We start from the raw sequence: 16,472 nt of genomic DNA on the forward strand, positions 1-16,472 counted from the left end.
TGGGCTACGCCACTTTGGATAATGCCTTTCATTGCGCAGGCTATGATTTTTATTTATGTTGTGATCTTCCCCTCGACGATGACAGGGTACGGAAATGAAAAATAAAAATGATGATAATTCGATAAAAGTCATGCAAATAAGGGCTTTTTGTATGATTGCCGATCGTGGAACGGTTTCCGCCGCCGCCGATAATTTATTTCGCACCCAGTCAGCCATCACCCGTTCAATACGCGATCTGGAACTGACGCTGTCCGTACCGTTGTTTGAACGTCACGCCAGCGGTATGTTATTGACGGAAATGGGGAAATGCGTATTGCCACGCGCCCGGCGCGCCGTTCAGGAATTGCACCAGGCGCCGCAGATGTTGCACCGGCTAACACTGCGTGACACCGCCCGGCGTAATGATGCAGAACCGATTTGGTTATTCAATCTGCGCCGCTTGCACATTTTTTTGGCGCTCTACCGTTTGCACCATACCCAGAGCGTGGCCAGCGCGTTAGGGATCAGCCAACCTGCGGTCAGTGCCGCCTTGAAGGTGCTGGAGAAAGGGGCCGGCATGCTGCTGTTTCAGCGAACGCCCAAAGGAATGATGCCCACCCCGGCTGGCCGCGAAATGGCACCGTTTATCAGCCGCGCCCTGAATGAGATCCGCCGCATTCCGGAAGAAATTGCCGCTTATCAAGGGGCGTTGACCGGTACGGTACACATCGGCGCGCTGCCATTGTGCCGCAGCAGTCTGCTCCCTCGAGCCATTTGTCAACTGTTGACTCGCTATCCCGGCATTAAGGTGGTGACCAATGAAAGTGCTTTCAGTGCGTTGGTGACAGAGCTACGTGCGGGCGATATTGATTTTATTCTGGGGGCATTGCGACAGGATGAAGCCGTGCTGGATATTCACAACCAGGTGCTGTTCGAGGAAGATCTGATCTTGCTGGCGCGGCCTCAGCATCCACTGGCGGGACGCCCGCTGGTCCCAGCCGATCTGCATGCCACGCAATGGATCTTACCACGCGATAACACCCCCTCGCGCCATCTACTTGACTGCGCCTTTCAGTCCCTGGGGATGGCTGTCCCCCTGCCCATGGTGGAAAGCGGCGATTTAGCCATCGTACGCGGCCTGCTGCTCAATTCGGATATGGTGGCGGCGGTGTCATCTCATCAGTTGGAATATGAACTCAGCGCCGGCATTCTGCAGCCCTTACGTTTGAATCTGCCCGATACGCGACGGCAAATAGGCCTGACCTTTCGTCAGGGCGCGCTGCATTCTCCAGCCGCGAAGGCACTGCTGCAGTGTATTAGCGAAGTGGTGCAGCCAGTCTGACCCCTAGCCTGGCAGGCTAAACAAAATTCATATGTCTTTTATTAACAACCTTCGACTAAACGCCCGTGTACAGAGTTTGGTGCAGTATTTTCCCTGACTGAAACTTTGCTATCTTTATCACAATATAAACCTAACTCATACCTCTAAAAGTCTTTTTTGACAGACACTTTTCATCAGCGCGCTTAACGTGCTACAGGATTGTTAAATTTCTCTCACTCTACCTTTAGCTGCCATTAGTGGCATGACAGAGAGCGTACCCGATGAATGAAAACAACCTGGTCAACGTGAAGTCATGGATTGACGCGCAGCCTATCACCCCCTTCCAATGGCGTGTGCTGGTGCTATGTCTGATTATCATTATGTTTGATGGTTATGATGCGGCGGTAATGGGATTTATCGCCCCGGCCCTGATTGAACAATGGGGAATTAGCCGTGCTGCTATGGGCCCCATCCTAGGCGCCGCGATGTTCGGCGTGGCGCTTGGCGCGCTGATCGCCGGCCCTCTCTCCGATCACTATGGTCGCAAGTACACCATCCTGCTTGCCGTACTGATATTTTCCACGTTTAGTCTTGCCTGCGCCTTCGCCTCCTCACCGCCGCAGATGGCGCTATTACGCTTTATCGCCGGACTGGGTCTGGGTGCGGTGATGCCCAACTGTGTAACGCTGTTGGCGGAATATATACCGGAGCGCCGCAAGGGGCTGATGATAACGCTGATGTTCAGCGGATTTAATATCGGTTCTGGTCTCGGTGGATTTATTGCGGCAGGCTTGCTGGCGCATTATCACTGGCAATCCGTGTTAATTCTTGGTGGGGCGGTGCCTCTGCTGATGTTACCGCTGTTTTTCTGGCTGTTACCCGAGTCAGCGCTTAATCTGGTGTCGCGCAAAGTGGCGCATGAAAAAATCGCCATGCTGCTCAATCGTATGGGCGGCACTTTCGCTGCTGAAACCAGGTTTACGCTTCCAGCATCTTACGTGAAACAGAACAGCAAAATTGCCGAGCTCTTTCGCCATGGCTATGCCCGCGGCACCATCATCCTCTGGCTGACCTACTTTATGGGGTTATTCGTCATTTATCTGCTTAATGGCTGGCTGCCGACCATCATGCACTCCGGCGGCATTTCACTTGAGCAGGCAGCCATCATCGCCGGACTGTTTCAGTTGGGCGGGCCATTGGGCGGCATAATCGTTGGGATCCTGATGGACAAACTGCGAACCAAATATGTGATTGGCCTGTTCTACCTGATGGGTTTTGTTTGTCTGTTGATACAAGGGATCTTTGGGTTTAGCGGCGTGGCGCTGGGCGTGATCATTTTTATTACCGGCATGTGCATTAATGGCGCACAGAACGGTCTGCAGGTTTACTCGCCTGGCTATTACCCAACGGAAATCCGCGCCACTGGCGTGAGCTGGATGCATGGCATTGGCCGCATTGGCGCTATTACCAGTTCATCGTTAGGCGGCCTGTTGATGGGGGCGTTTCCCGGGCAATCAGCGATATTTTTCGTGCTTGCTTTGTCGGCGTTTTTTGCCGCATTCAGCATTATTTTTCATAAAAGCATTACTCAGGTCAAAAAAGTAACGGACACCGGGCTCGGTGAGATCCCTGCACTGTCACAAACGTTAAATAACCGATAAGTGGAGTCATCGTTATGGCAAATATCATAGGCGGCCTGGCCGTGTCTCATACCCCAACCATCGGCTTTGCTGTCGATCACGATAAACAGAAAGAAGGCGCCTGGGAGCCGATTTTCGACGGTTTCGCCCCCATACAGCAATGGCTGGCCGAGAATAAGCCGGATGCGCTGATCTATATCTTTAATGATCATGTCACGTCGTTTTTCTTTGACCATTATTCTGCCTTTTCACTGGGGATCGACCACGAGTATCACGTCGCCGATGAAGGCGGCGGTCCGCGCGCCTTGCCCGCGGTGAAAGGCGACGCAGCGTTATCTCGTCATATTGGCACCAGCCTGATGAGCGATGAGTTCGACATGTCATTCTTTATGGATAAGCCGCTGGATCACGGATTATTCTCCCCCCTCTCAGCGCTGATGCCATTCAGGGACGGCTGGCCAACCCGTGTCGTTCCGCTGCAGGTTGGCGTGTTGCAATTCCCCATTCCCTCGGCAAAACGCTGTTACAAACTGGGCCAAGCGTTACGCCGCGCCATCGAGAGTTACCCGGAGGACATCAACGTGGCGATTGTGGCCACCGGAGGATTATCACATCAGGTACATGGTGAACGCTGCGGCTTTAACAACGTTGAGTGGGACGCGCAGTTTATGTCGTTATTGGTCAATGACCCGCTACGCCTGACCGAAATGACCATTGCAGAGTATGCCGAACTCAGTGGCGTTGAAGGTGCCGAGGAGATCATGTGGCTCGTCATGCGCGGCGCACTTTCGGCGAATGTGGTGAAAAAACATCAGGCTTATTATTTGCCTTCCATGACCGGCATTGCCACCTTAATCCTGGAAAATCAGGCGGGCACGCTACCGGTGAACACCGTCAAACGCCATCAGGCGAAGATGGCGGAACAGCTGGCGGGGATAGAAAAACTGCCGGGTTCTTATCCGTTCACCCAGGCGCGCAGTCTGGAGGCATTGCGACTGAACCGTTTTTTACACCAGTTGATTAAGCCCGCGCTGCGCGAACGTTTCCGCCGCGATGAGCAGGCGATGTTTGCCGAGGCGAAGCTGAGCGAACAGGAATGCGACATGATACGCCAGCGCGACTGGCGCAAGCTGATCCAGTACGGCGCCAGTTTTTTCCTGCTGGAGAAATTCGGTGCGGTGACGGGGGCGTCAAACCTGGATATCTATGCGGCCATGAAAGGCATGTCGCTGGATGAGTTTATGAAAACCCGTAATCAGCAGGTCACCTATTCAGTGGCGGGAAAAGAGCCAACGGCATGAGGCGTGGCGATCATCCCTGCTTTATCAGGGTGACGTACCTTGATCCTCTTGCGCGATAAACCCCGCAATCATTGCCTTGCTTGAACGGCGGTATCGCTAGCCTGCTAGCCCGCTAAATGGAGAAAAGAATATGCAATATCATCTTAATGGTTTTCGGCCCGGCGATCCGGAATGGTTTGAAGATGGCAGGAAAAACGTACGAGCGCCGGGTACATTACCTGACAAAATCGATGTGCTAATCGTCGGTTGCGGCCCGGCAGGACTCACCCTGGCCGCACAGCTAGCGGCTTTCCCCGAGATAGAGACGCTGATTGTGGAAAGAAAACCAGGACCACTGCAAAAGGGGCAGGCAGATGGCATTTCCTGTCGTTCAATGGAAATGTTTAATGCGTTTGGATTTGCCGGACAGATTTTAAAGCAAGCCTGCTGGGTGAATGAGACCACTTTTTGGAAACCGGACCACAACGCGCCGACCACCATTACCCGCAATGGACGCGTTCAGGACGTCGCCGACGGGTTATCAGAGATGCCGCATGTGATCCTCAATCAGGCCCGTATTCACGATATGTACCTGGAGTTGATGCGTAAATCCCCCTCCCGCCTGGAGCCGGTTTACTCCATCAGCGTAACCGACATTCTGTTGACGCCGGAAGTAGACTCGACTTACCCGGTTGAGGTCACCCTCGTCCGGCTGGTTGACGACGTGCCGACGGGCGAGCAGATAACCGTTCGCGCCCGGTATGTGGTGGGGTGTGATGGTGCACGCAGTACGGTGCGCCATGCCATTGGCCGCGAGCTGATTGGCGATTCGGCAAATCAGGCCTGGGGGGTGATGGATGTTCTGGCCGTGACGGATTTTCCGGACATCCGCTGTAAGTCGCTGATCCAGTCCGCTTTCGAGGGCAACATCATCATTATTCCCCGCGAGGGCGGTTATCTGACGCGGCTCTATATCGAACTGGATAAACTTAACGAGGGCGAAAGGATCCGCAATCGCCATATCGACATTGATGATTTGATTGGTGCGGCACAGCGTATTTTTCAACCCTATCGCTTTGACGTCAAAGAGGTGGTCTGGTGGTCAGTGTATGAAATCGGACAGCGGCTGACTGATAAGTTTGATGATGTTCCGCAGGCGGCAGTGGCGCACCAACTGCCCCATATTTTTATCTGCGGCGATGCCTGCCACACCCATAGCCCGAAAGCCGGGCAGGGAATGAACGTCTCCATGGGCGATGCGTTTAATCTTGGTTGGAAGCTGGTTGCCGTGATGAAAGGCATCAGTCCGCCAGAGATCCTGCACACGTACTCAGAAGAACGGCAGAGCGTGGCGCAGGATCTGATTAATTTTGATCGCGAATGGTCGCGCATTATGAGTGAACGACCAGAACTGAATGACGACAGCCAGGAGAATGAGCCGAAATTTCAACGCTATTTTATCCAGCATGGTCGTTATACGGCGGGGATGTCGGTAACGTATCAGCCCTCCAGACTGACCGGCATAACCACCTGGCAGGAGCTCGCTTGCGGATTCATCATCGGCAGCCGTTTCCACTCGGCCCCGGTTCTGCGTCTGGCGGATATCAAACCGGTACAGCTTGGTCATGTCATTAAAAGCGATGCCCGCTGGCGTATATTTATTTTTGCCGCTGATGAGGATCCTTATCAGGCGTCGTCAGCCGTCAATCAGCTTTGCGTATTTCTTAGTGAGGATAGTCGCTCTCCGCTTAATCGTTTCACTCCACCCGGCGGTGATTGTGATGATGTATTTGACGTTCGGGTCATTTTCCAGCAAGCGGCCAGCGGGCTGAAATTGGATCAACTGTCACCCTGTTTGTTCCCCCAGAAAGGTCAATACGGATTGATTGATTATGAAAAAATATTCTGCCCTGACCTGAGGTCGGGCAGTGATATTTTTTCCGTGCGGGGCATCAATCGTGCATCGGGCGCTGTTGTGGTAGTCCGTCCCGATCAGTATGTCGCTCATATCCTGCCGCTGCAGGCCTTTGACGAATTGTCGGCGTTTTTTGCGGGTTTTATGCTGCCGGTGAACAAACGCTGACAACCTTAACTCTCCCCCCTGCAGGCGCCAAGACAATCCTGCGGGATCCGCGACATGACGTCATTCTTGCCATTGTTTGGGGGCAATGGCAAGCCGGCCTACATTTCTTAACCGTCGGTTGAACGCGTTAGAGCTTCCCAAACATCGATTTCTGCGCGATAAGCGTTCAGTTTATCGCGCACCAGATCGAGTGCATCGCTTCCCAATAATAAATGGACCGGTGGAGTGTCACTCTCAATGATTGCCAGCATGGCACGCGCTGCTTTGGCAGGATCACCAAGTTGCTTACCCTTTTTCTCCTCCCGTGCCTGTCGTATCGGGTTAAATAAGGGGTCATAATCAGGGATCTTACGCGGGGTTCTGACCATTGATCGTCCTGCCCAATCTGTGCGGAAAGATCCTGGGGCAACGGCTGTTACCGCAATATTAAAAGGGTTGAGTTCTTTGCTCAAAGCGTCGGAAATCCCCTCCAAGGCGAACTTACTGCCACAATAATAGGAAATACCTGGCATGGTAATGAATCCGCCCATTGATGTGATATTGATAATATGTCCGCGGCGACGTTCGCGCATATAGGGCAGCAGCGCTTTTATCATCGCTACCGCACCGAATACGTTTACGTCGAACTGGCGTTTCATGTCATCCAACGCAGACTCTTCCATCACACCTTCATGACCATAACCGGCATTGTTGACCAGCACGTCAACCGGACCGATATTTGCCTCGACATCAGCAACCATATTGTCGATCGATGTAAAGTCCGTCACATCAAGCATCCGTGCGAAGGCGTGTGAAGGGTTTACTGCCTCGAAAGATGCCTTCGCCGACGTGTTACGCACTGTTCCCACGACGCGATGACCGATTTTCAATGCTTCCTGAGCTAATGCACGACCAAAGCCGCTGCTGACACCGGTGATCAAAATAATTTTGGATGGAGACATAGTAAAACACCCGTTGGTTAAGAGATATGTGCATACTATTCTCTTAAATTTTCACTTTTTAGACCAAATATTCTCTTTTTATTGCCTAATTCTATGAGGAGTCATTTGTGGGGGATAAAACGACAGTGTTTTCTGGCTTTGTTTCTGAGCAGCAGTATATGGCTAACCTGCTTTTGGCATTGGCGTCACAGGAAGGTTATAACCTTACTGTACTTCCTGGTGTCCGTTTTCTCCGTTCGGATCGCCCGCTGGCCCGCACGCCAGTTCTTTACGATCCCGGTATCGTCATTGTGTGCCAAGGCTCAAAAAAAGGTTATTTTGGCGATCAGACTTACGTCTATGACGAGCAGCATTATCTTGTGGTCTCTGTACCGGTGCCCTTCGTGATGGAAACTGATGCTTCTCCAGAGCACCCATTACTGGCCATATATTTACATCTGGATTTCCAACTCGCTGCCGAATTACTGATACAAATAGATAGGCTGGGCGTTGCATTACCAAAGGCTAATCCCGAGAGTATGATCTCCAGCCCAATGGACGCGGCCCTAAGCGCTTCGGTACTTCGCTTCCTCGAAACAATGAGCAAGCCAATTGATGCCGAAATACTCGGACCCGCGCTGGTGAGAGAACTCTATTTTCGTGTGCTCACCGGCGCTCAGGGCAATGTCATGCGCTCGGCGTTAGCGATGCACGGTCAATTCGGAAAAATTGGCAAGGCGTTACGCCGTATTCATGCCAACTATGCGCAATCCCTAAATCTTCCCAAGCTGGCAGAAGAGGCAGGGATGAGTGTGCCGACCTTTCATAGCCATTTTAAGGCCATTACACGGACATCACCCATGCAATACGTGAAATCGACACGTCTGCACCAGGCCCGTTTGCTGATGGTTCGCCAAGGCTTAACTGCGGCTGTCGCGAGCCAGGCCGTAGGGTATGAAAGTCCTTCGCAATTTAATCGCGAATTCAAACGATTATTTGGGCGTCCCCCCGCCGAAGAGACAAAGCGCATGCGTGAGCGTTTTGCCCTGCCACCGGCGCATGCAACGTCAGAATTCGTTTCTTCGCACTAGATAACTAAAAGAAAAATTCAAAATATTATCAATTTGGCATGTTGCTATAAGGGCTAAGTCGTTTTCGGGCGGTCATCTCCCTACAACACTGGGGCTGGAATGAAGTGGTGGAGTGGCATAGTGAATTTGGCCACCTGGACAGAGGTGATATCATCACTTCAGCACACAAACAGGTGACACAATGATCGGATCTAACAAAAGAATATTTAAACCGCTGCTCGATAATCGTTCTTCTCGAAAGTTGCCGGTGAAAGATACCCCAGTCGGGAATGATGGCGCTGTCGGTTGTAGACGATCTCGCTAAATTCCCTGATTACCCAAGCGCCTTCTTTTCGGGTAATAAACTGTCAATACCAATCGAATTATGCCCCACCGGGGGGATCAGAATGACATTGGTAGCACATCTCTTTTTCAGGTCGTTGGCTTGAGCCGGTTTTTTTTGCCCCGAAGTCGCCCCAGATTCATGGTGACCTGTGCGGGCATCTTCGCCAGGTTATCGCCTCGCAGCCCCAGCACCGCGTTATAGCCCGCCAGCAGCGCACGGTTGCCCAGTTGTGGCAGTGGGGCCAACGTCGTTGGAATGGTCAGTTTCAGGCTGGCATCGTAATCACAACCCAGATAGACACCCAACAGCGCAAACACGTCCTCGTGCAACGGGCCTCCCGGTAACCAGCTTTTGGCTTCGGCGGGGTCTTCGGTGTACAACGCTACACCGATAAGGTAATTCGCCTCTTTCGCCTGACGGCCCAGGATAAGCTTATCGCCTAACCGCTGAGGCTGTGCCAGTGATAATCTGGCCCGCTGGCTCCCGGCCGACATCCTCGTGATCTGGTGAGGTGTGACCGTCACCTGCGTATGGGGGGCATGCGTCTTTATCACGCTGACGATGCCTTCCGCCGTGCGGGTGGTTCTCATCAGGGGTTGCAACAGGGCCAGCAAGTGCGAGCTCGGGCCGTTCATGATACCGGTCAACGCCATCAGGCAACGTGAGGTTTTGTCGCTACCACCCGCCTCAAAGGTGGCCGGGTAGTGGTATTTGCGCCAGATGCGGTAAAACTGCGTCATCATCCGGTGGTTGAAAATATCTAAAAACGCTTCCAGCCCTTCATGCCCGTCACGCCGTTGGGCGATGTCGTCGATATAACCGGTGGGCAGCGGCGAGTCGACGCCGTACAACCCCATAAAGGTGGTGCGCACTGTCGGTGGCCGCTCGGGATGGTCAGGATCGGTCTCCACCGCGTTGAGGGTGCTGACTGGGAACCCCATGCCCGGATGAGGACGAAAGCGCACCGCATCCTGCTCGAGGGAGAAGGTGCTGCCCAGCGGGGCCTTGTCGGGGGACAACTGTTCGACTATCTGGCAGAAACGGTAGAAGTTGAACTGGTGCGCCCGGTCGTGACCGTCGCTGTCCTGCCAGAACGCGGGCAGGATTTTATCATTGTTGTGTGTGTCATTCATCAGAACAGGATCCGTTCAATGCGCCGCTCTGGCCAGGCCCATTGCGTGCCGGACGGGCTGAGCGTCACCGTCAGTTGGGTAAAACGGCGGATGTCGGCGTACTGGGTATAAAACTGCTCGAGTAGTTCACTGAACAGCAGTGCGTCACCCTGACCGAAAAACGGTGTTTCATCGAGTGCGACCCGGATGGCAACCCCGTGCCAGCCTTCGCCGGGATGGTGGGACTGTGAATAGTCCACCTGTTGGATACCGGCGATGCGTCGGGCATTGTCGGGGACGTCCGTCCAGTCCAGCAAGCTGAGCGCATGGCGCAAGGCATTGGTCTCCATCAGCCCGGCAATGGACTGTGGGTGGAGCAGGGACATCATCTGCCATTGGTACAAAGCAGTGGTCGGCGGGTAGTGTGGCATGCCCGGAGGCGTGCGGGTAAGGCAGGACAGTTCCAGGTTGCCGAGGGACATCTGGCCGTCAAACACCGCCTGCGCCAACGCCCTGCGCGGGTAGGTGCCGCTGGTGCAGGTCAGGTTCAGGCGTATCTTCAGGCCCAGGTTCTTTTCATGGGTACGCCCGCCGAGCATCAGCACGGTGTCGTTCAGCCCGGCCGCACCTCGCTGCAGGCGGGTATGGTAATAACGTTCTGGCCACGCGTCGTCGTGCTTGAGCATGCCGCCTTTCTGGCGAAAATGGCTGTAGGGCACATAGTGGAACTCGGCCTGGTCTTCGGTCACCTGCGCGACATCATCCACCGTATAAATTTCGGTGTGCTCGTCGCTGAACCGGTGTGGCCGCAGGCGATACCGCGTTACGGTGGGTTCGACCGTCAGCGGTTGAGCCAGCAAGCGGAACAGGTTAATCACCGGCACACAGTGCATGCGGATAGCGGTCGGCGGTAACGGTAAATCATACGCCCAGCGTTGACTCAGGGTGACGTCGACATCGAATGCCGTGGTGTCCGGTGGGAACACCAGCGTCTCCAGCCCACGCAGTTGCATAAAAAAATAGCGTTCCGGGCCGGTGAAATACTCCAGCCACGGGCGGATTTCACCGCACAACGCCGGGCTGTCGCTCACTGGCCACAGGCTGGGGTCGTGCTCCGACTGCCAGCGGGGTACAAACTGTGCCGCCACTGTCATGAGGTCGGACGACTGTTGCCAGAAGCACACCTGTATCTGTTTGACCTGGCGGCTAAGCGCCAGATACAGCGCCGACTGCAATACCCGGTCACCGTGCAGGTACAGGCTGAGGTTCTGCCAGTCGGCGGGGCGAATTTCGCTGAGTGTGGGCAACGTGAAACGCAGGCGTAGGGCTTGCTGCCCTTTCGGGCGGGTAAACAGCGTGACGTTATCCAGCGTAAAAGGATGCACGCGAAGAGCTCGTGTGGTGCGGTACGGACAATGTTGCCGGTCGCTACCCAACGGCTGGGTGAGCAGTTCGCTGCCTTCAGGCAACACCTCTTCCCGTGTATGCAACGCCGGGGTGGCAGGTGTCAGTTCGACCACGGCGGTTGAGGGTAATGTACGGTTGACCACCGGCAGCAGATGGGCATGCAACGGCTCGGTCAGTTCCGGGATATCATCATCCACCTTCTGGCGTAGTCGGGCCATCAGCAGCGCAAAGCCCTGGAAAAGCCGTTCGACGGACGCATCGCGCTGGGCGGGGCCACCGTCCACGCCCAGTGTCCGGCCCAAGTCCGGGAACTGGTGGGCAAACTCCCGCGCCGCTTCCTTCAGGTAACGCATTTCGCCGTCAAAATAGTTTAAGAAATCGTCTTTCATCACCGTTCTCTGCGTTATCGGAAAATCTGGCTGGGAAACTGAAAATTCTCAAGGCTCAGCAGGCTGAGCGGATCGTGACCCGGTGTAAACGCCAGTTGGTAATTGAGCTGCAAACCATCATCAGCACGCCAGGTCAGTTGATAGTGCGTATCGTCTACCTGTGTGACTTTCGCTTTTTTCAACAAACGGTAAAATGCCCAGACGCCGGGGGTGTCGAAATACAGTCGGGCCCCGGCCCTGATGCTGGTCCATATCAGCGAGGCTCTGGGGTAGTAGGTCTCCCCCGGCCATTGCATATCCTGCCAGAACGGCTGCTGGTTAACGTATGTCAGCGTTTGCCCGTCGATACGCAATTCGGTTTTGACCACGTCACGCGCCGTGCCTGCCTGCAACTGAAAACCTATACCCTCGCTGTTTCCGTTGAGCGTTCGCCCCAGTTGGTCGAGGTGGTTGAGCTGTGTCAGAAATTGCGGGTTCACGGACAGTCCGGGGGGCAACGTGTCCGCGACCTGCCAACGGTGGTTTTTGTACGTCAGCACACCGCGCAGGTGTTCATTGATAAAGCGTACAATCCTGCCGGTCAGCGGGTTGATAAAAGTATTCAGTGTCGGCAATGACGCCTCTTTGCGGCTGTCGACAAACGGGAAGGTGTGGTCAAACGCCTGATGCCAGGGGCCGACAATCTCCGCTTGCCACTGCACGTTCATCCTCTTGACGCCGGGGATCATCACGGTTTTCCAACTCTGGCTCAGGGGGGCCAGCAATAGCGCCTGTGTCATCGGCTGCCACCCTGTGCCTAACTGGTTACGCAGGCGTCCTGGCAATTCGGCGATGGTATTATCAATCTGTGTGCCGCTAAATACCGATTGGGACAAGGCCGCCGTACCACCGTTCGCGGCCGACAGGTGACGCATCTGGTCACGCAGGCTCGCCGCACACATCCGCCAGGTGGTGAGCGTGATACCGTGTTCCACCGCCTGATTGGACACCATTGCCACCACGCCGCCAAAGACTGGTTGCAGGGCTGGATTGACCTCATGGTGTTTTTCGTTCGGACTGCCCGCCAACCCCTGCCAAGCCAACTGCTTCATTAGCGCCATCTGAGGAGAACGGTTCAAGTCGGCCGCCACGCTCAGTTGCACCGCTGGGTTAGCCGGACGGGCCTTGACCTGATTAAGTGTCTGCTGCCATGCGCGGGCGTAGTCGGCCAGATAGCGCGCCGTCAAACGGGCCCCCAAAGCACTCGGCAGCAGCGAGGCTTCCATGGCTTCCCCCGGCTCGACCAGTACCCAGTTGATCTGCTCCTGACGGTGGGTCACCCGGGTGGCAATCTCGGGGAATACCGCGCCGTCATACGCCTGGCGGGTAAACCGGCCCGGCACCTCGGCATCCAGGGTAAACATGCCCTCAGCATCCAGTCCATCGAGCAACTGCATCAGCGACAGATCGCCGAAGGTGAGCGCCGCACGGTCAAGAATGAGCTGATAGAGCCGCGCCTCGGCCTGCGGGCCACTCATGCTGTGCAACAGCGCGGCGCGGGCGTGGGCCACCCGTGCACTGTCCGGGGTGATTTTCCATTCGTGATGGTGGGCAAACTGGCGGGTAAAGAAGGCGATAGTTTGCGAAGGGACCGTTGGCAACAGTGCCGTGAGTTGCGCCGCGAAATAGGGTGGTGCGTCAGGGGCGGTGGTTTTCTCCGGGTGAGCCAGCATTAGGTAGGTTTTGAGCTGGTCATAGCTCGGTGAACTCGAGGTCAACGAGGCACTCAACTGCAGTTGCGCCGGTTGGACAATAAAGCGTTGGGCAAGCTGTGCGTAGGCGGGCCAGAGTGTGGGCAACAGCGCGTCGGTGACGTCCAGGCCCACGCGACGGTAAAGTGGCGCGCCCTGCTGCTGGTGCGTCAGCAGGGTTTGTATCTGCTGTTGCAGTGCGAACAAGACGCTAACGGAAGGCCTGACGTTAGCCTGTTGTACCAGGTTGGCCCCCTGTGTGACCAGCCGGTGATTGCTGCCCCACGACACCAGTACCCCCAGGGCGATGATGGCCACCATCGCGACAGCGGCCCCTTGGACAACAGCCAATGCGGTGATACCGACAGGACGACCAGCGCGGCGCTGAATGCCGCTAGCCAACTCCCGCCAGATGGGAGAGTCTGCCTGTTCATGTGGCGTATACGCGTGGAAACTCAGTGGGGGTGAGAAGGTGACGCCATATAACGGTAATGGACGATATGCCGACAGCAATGACGTGAAAATATCGCGCCAGGAAACCAGACTGTGTTGCAGGTCACTGGACAGGCGCAGCAGGAATGGGCCCAGGTCAGTGTTAATCTGGGCCATGGCCTGCGCCCGCAGTGCAGGAATAAGTGCCTCAAGGCGGGATATCAGCGATTCTGGTGTCAGGCGCTTGGCCTGCAACACACCGACCAATTGCCGTGGGGGGGCCGGCAGTGGCCAGGCCAACTCACGGGTGTCCAGCAGATAAACCGGTGCCTCCCAGCGTAACCGACGTCGTACCTGTTCATGACCACGCCGTACCGCCTCGGCATGTACCACGTTGGTATATTTTGCTGCATGGCTGACCCAAATCAGCGCATCCACCGGGCGATGGCGGCGCAATCGGCGCACTGTCTGAAGGTCATGCATATTCCCCCCTTTCGCCAGTGAGCCGCCCCACAGTAACAGCACCTGACCGACTAACAACCCGCCCTGCGCGGTGAGCCCCGGCGCCACCCGTTCAACGTCATCCACCTCACCCATGACCAGCAACCAGGGGATTTTACGTTGCCAATGGTCGCCGTAACGCTCACGCAGAAGCTGTGTTAACGGTGAGAGGTCTCGTCCCCCCACCGGGGGGCCTTCATTGCCATTCAGAAGGGCCGGTGGGGCAATCATCCCTTCGTGGTCCAGTTGCGTCGGCGCGCGACGGTAAGAACGCCAGATGATCAACAGATAACTCACCACCAGGCCAATGCAGAAAAGCAGGTATCCTGGCAGGAGATGTTCTCCCGGCATGTAGGCCAGCGACTGGGGTAAAAAATGAGGCGCTGCAAACGTCAGGATGCCACTGACGATAAGGACGACCAGAAGGCCTATCATTGTGACGCACCTGGAGGATGGCGTAACTGTTGCACCAGGCACTGGCCTTGATGTTCGGTGAACAGCAGGTTATTGCCATGGTGCTCGGCCGCCAGCGTGACCTGCGTGGCATGACGAGCGATGCCCGATAAACCCAGGGCATTGTCGATGTCAAACCGTTGTGTGGCCCGAAAGCGCATGTTCAGCTCAGCGCACGCCACGGGGATGTTGTCACGCACTATGTCGGACTGAGCCCTCTGCCAACCGGCACTCAGATCAGCCGGCGCACATTGTTGCGCGCACAGTTGGGTCATGGCCTGCGGCAGTGTACTGGCCGGTGTCAGCAACGGACGCAGCAGCTGGGCTTTTGGGGTGATGTTAGCCTGGCGGCACAGATCATCGGCAGCGATCAGCAAGGATACGGCTTCTTCACTGGCTGGTGACCTGTCGCTGACATCGATAAACACCAGGCAAAGCAGGCCGTTGAGGGGCTGGTCGTAGGCCGTCAGTAGCCATTGGGAAAAATCATGCGACGCGAAAGGTGCTATCGCGGTGAAGGACAGCGATTGCCGTTGGGCTTCCTGCGTCAACAGTTGCCCCCAGTCAGCCTCGTTGGCGGCAGCGGGAGGGACCTGCCACAGCAGCGTCAGGGGTTGCGTCAGGGGATGCGCTTGCCCGAACGCGCTGATGGGGTGCAATACGCGGGCAATCAATAGCGTTCGGCTTTCCCAGGCTGGCAGATCGGCGAACTCGCTTATCACCAGACGATTGCCCTGATTGACCGGCGATTGTTCACTTACCATCAGCGCGTGATCCTGCGGCCCCAGGGCGGTCTGACGGCTCCAGGCCAACAGGTTCAGCGTTTGATTGGCCCAACGTTGCCACTGTACGCGGCGCAAGGCAACAACCTGATTTCGGGCATTCACCCTGGCGGACTGCACCCCATAACCCACCAGTCGCCCACCGAAGATCAGGCTCCAGATCAGCAAGGGGGCGGCAAAAGCCACCAACATCAGGTGTTTTTTGTTGCGTAATTCTTCCGGGGATAACAGATACACTGCCAGGAAAAAACCGGCAACCAACATCACCAGCAGCCCAATGCTCCAGCGTAAGATGCCGGGAGCAGACGGCGAAGGTGAATCAATCAGTGGGGGAACACTCCAGTTCATGCTGACTGTTCCCCGGCATTGCTTAAGCTGGCTATCACTCTACAGCCACATTCCGTTTTAAAGTGGTCCAACGCGGCCAGTTTATTGTTGATATTAATCCGCGTCTGGCCAGGCAGGATGGCGTTAACCCCATGCCCAGGGATCGGGCAGGTTACTTTATCGCCCACCAGGGCGACGTTTTTGCCATACACCTGCGGGCCGGACGCGGTGATCACCTCACCACCGTGGTCTGTTTTATCGCCCAATCGAATAAATGCGCGCATCGTGTCTGTCTCGTCCTTGATAAAAATGAATCTTGCAGAGGAATATCGTCACACACCGGTTGTCGGATCTGGCTGACATTGACACTGCTGATATAACCCGCAATCCCGACATAATAACTCTCATGCTAATCGTATTGCGGTTTACGCAGTTCGTCTCATCTGTCGGCCTTGCTGGCGTGTTTAAACACCAACCGATACCTGGCCACCGATCGGCAATACGAATGGTGTAGGGTATACCTGCGTAAAATGTCCTTAAAATCTCACAAAATACAACACAAAAAGAAGATATGCAGCCAAGGCAACGAAAAATATCCCCTTGACAATTTTTTTATGGGTATCTTTTTTTACACAATAGCAAACAATTAATAAAAAAAGAGCCACCACAGCAATTGGGAACATAATAAAACCCAATGCAA

Annotated in this window: 12 protein-coding genes; 5 read left to right on the forward strand and 7 right to left on the reverse strand. The window is 55.2% G+C overall.

Annotated elements, in window-relative coordinates:
* Positions 1-94 precede the first annotated feature (94 nt).
* The 4 genes from SJI19_RS04205 (at position 95) to SJI19_RS04220 (ending at position 6,303) form a co-directional block, all read left to right on the forward strand.
* Positions 95-1,321, forward strand: coding sequence for a LysR family transcriptional regulator (locus SJI19_RS04205; RefSeq protein ID WP_323477011.1), 1,227 nt, complete (start codon positions 95-97; stop codon positions 1,319-1,321).
* Positions 1,322-1,581: 260 nt separating this feature from the next.
* Positions 1,582-2,961 carry an aromatic acid/H+ symport family MFS transporter gene (locus SJI19_RS04210; protein ID WP_323477012.1) on the forward strand — a complete coding sequence of 460 codons (1,380 nt, stop codon included), beginning with the start codon at positions 1,582-1,584 and terminating at the stop codon, positions 2,959-2,961.
* A gap of 14 nt (positions 2,962-2,975) precedes the next feature.
* Entirely contained in the window at positions 2,976-4,241 is a 1,266-nt protein-coding gene (locus tag SJI19_RS04215; protein WP_323477013.1) for a gallate dioxygenase, read from the forward strand.
* Between the two features lie 130 nt (positions 4,242-4,371).
* Positions 4,372-6,303 carry an FAD-binding monooxygenase gene (locus tag SJI19_RS04220; RefSeq protein ID WP_323477014.1) on the forward strand — a complete coding sequence of 644 codons (1,932 nt, stop codon included), beginning with the start codon at positions 4,372-4,374 and terminating at the stop codon, positions 6,301-6,303.
* Between the two features lie 107 nt (positions 6,304-6,410).
* Here SJI19_RS04220 and SJI19_RS04225 read toward each other — a convergent pair whose 3' ends face one another.
* Entirely contained in the window at positions 6,411-7,244 is an 834-nt protein-coding gene (locus SJI19_RS04225) for an oxidoreductase (protein WP_323477015.1), read from the reverse strand.
* 158 nt (positions 7,245-7,402) lie between these two features.
* Here SJI19_RS04225 and SJI19_RS04230 point away from each other — a divergent pair, with 158 nt between their 5' ends.
* On the forward strand, positions 7,403-8,314 hold the full coding sequence (locus SJI19_RS04230) for an AraC family transcriptional regulator (RefSeq protein WP_323477081.1): 912 nt from the start codon (positions 7,403-7,405) through the stop codon (positions 8,312-8,314).
* Between the two features lie 206 nt (positions 8,315-8,520).
* On the opposite strand, the gene SJI19_RS04235 is transcribed toward SJI19_RS04230, so the two are convergent.
* The 6 genes from SJI19_RS04235 to SJI19_RS04260 all read right to left on the reverse strand — a co-directional run bounded on the left by SJI19_RS04235 (position 8,521) and on the right by SJI19_RS04260 (position 16,056).
* Positions 8,521-8,655, reverse strand: a complete 135-nt coding sequence (locus SJI19_RS04235; RefSeq protein WP_323477082.1) for an IS3 family transposase — start codon at positions 8,653-8,655, stop codon at positions 8,521-8,523.
* Between the two features lie 70 nt (positions 8,656-8,725).
* The gene (gene tssG, locus SJI19_RS04240) at positions 8,726-9,772 is read right to left on the reverse strand and encodes a type VI secretion system baseplate subunit TssG (RefSeq protein ID WP_323477016.1); all 1,047 of its coding nucleotides are present in this window, start codon (positions 9,770-9,772) and stop codon (positions 8,726-8,728) included.
* Positions 9,772-11,547 carry a type VI secretion system baseplate subunit TssF gene (tssF, locus tag SJI19_RS04245; protein WP_323477017.1) on the reverse strand — a complete coding sequence of 592 codons (1,776 nt, stop codon included), beginning with the start codon at positions 11,545-11,547 and terminating at the stop codon, positions 9,772-9,774. Before tssF ends, tssG begins: the two co-directional genes overlap by 1 nt.
* Positions 11,548-11,561: 14 nt before the next feature.
* Positions 11,562-14,645 (reverse strand): ImcF-related family protein, encoded by a 3,084-nt coding sequence (locus SJI19_RS04250; protein WP_323477018.1) that lies wholly within the window; start codon positions 14,643-14,645, stop codon positions 11,562-11,564.
* Positions 14,642-15,793, reverse strand: a complete 1,152-nt coding sequence (locus SJI19_RS04255; RefSeq protein ID WP_323477019.1) for a hypothetical protein — start codon at positions 15,791-15,793, stop codon at positions 14,642-14,644. The genes SJI19_RS04250 and SJI19_RS04255 overlap by 4 nt, the downstream gene beginning before the upstream one ends.
* Complete coding sequence (locus tag SJI19_RS04260; protein WP_323477020.1) at positions 15,790-16,056, reverse strand: PAAR domain-containing protein; 267 nt, start codon at positions 16,054-16,056, stop codon at positions 15,790-15,792. The genes SJI19_RS04255 and SJI19_RS04260 overlap by 4 nt, the downstream gene beginning before the upstream one ends.
* Positions 16,057-16,472: the final 416 nt, after the last annotated feature.

It is taken from the genome of Acerihabitans sp. TG2 (assembly GCF_035013185.1).
Taxonomy (GTDB): Bacteria; Pseudomonadota; Gammaproteobacteria; order Enterobacterales; family Enterobacteriaceae; genus Acerihabitans.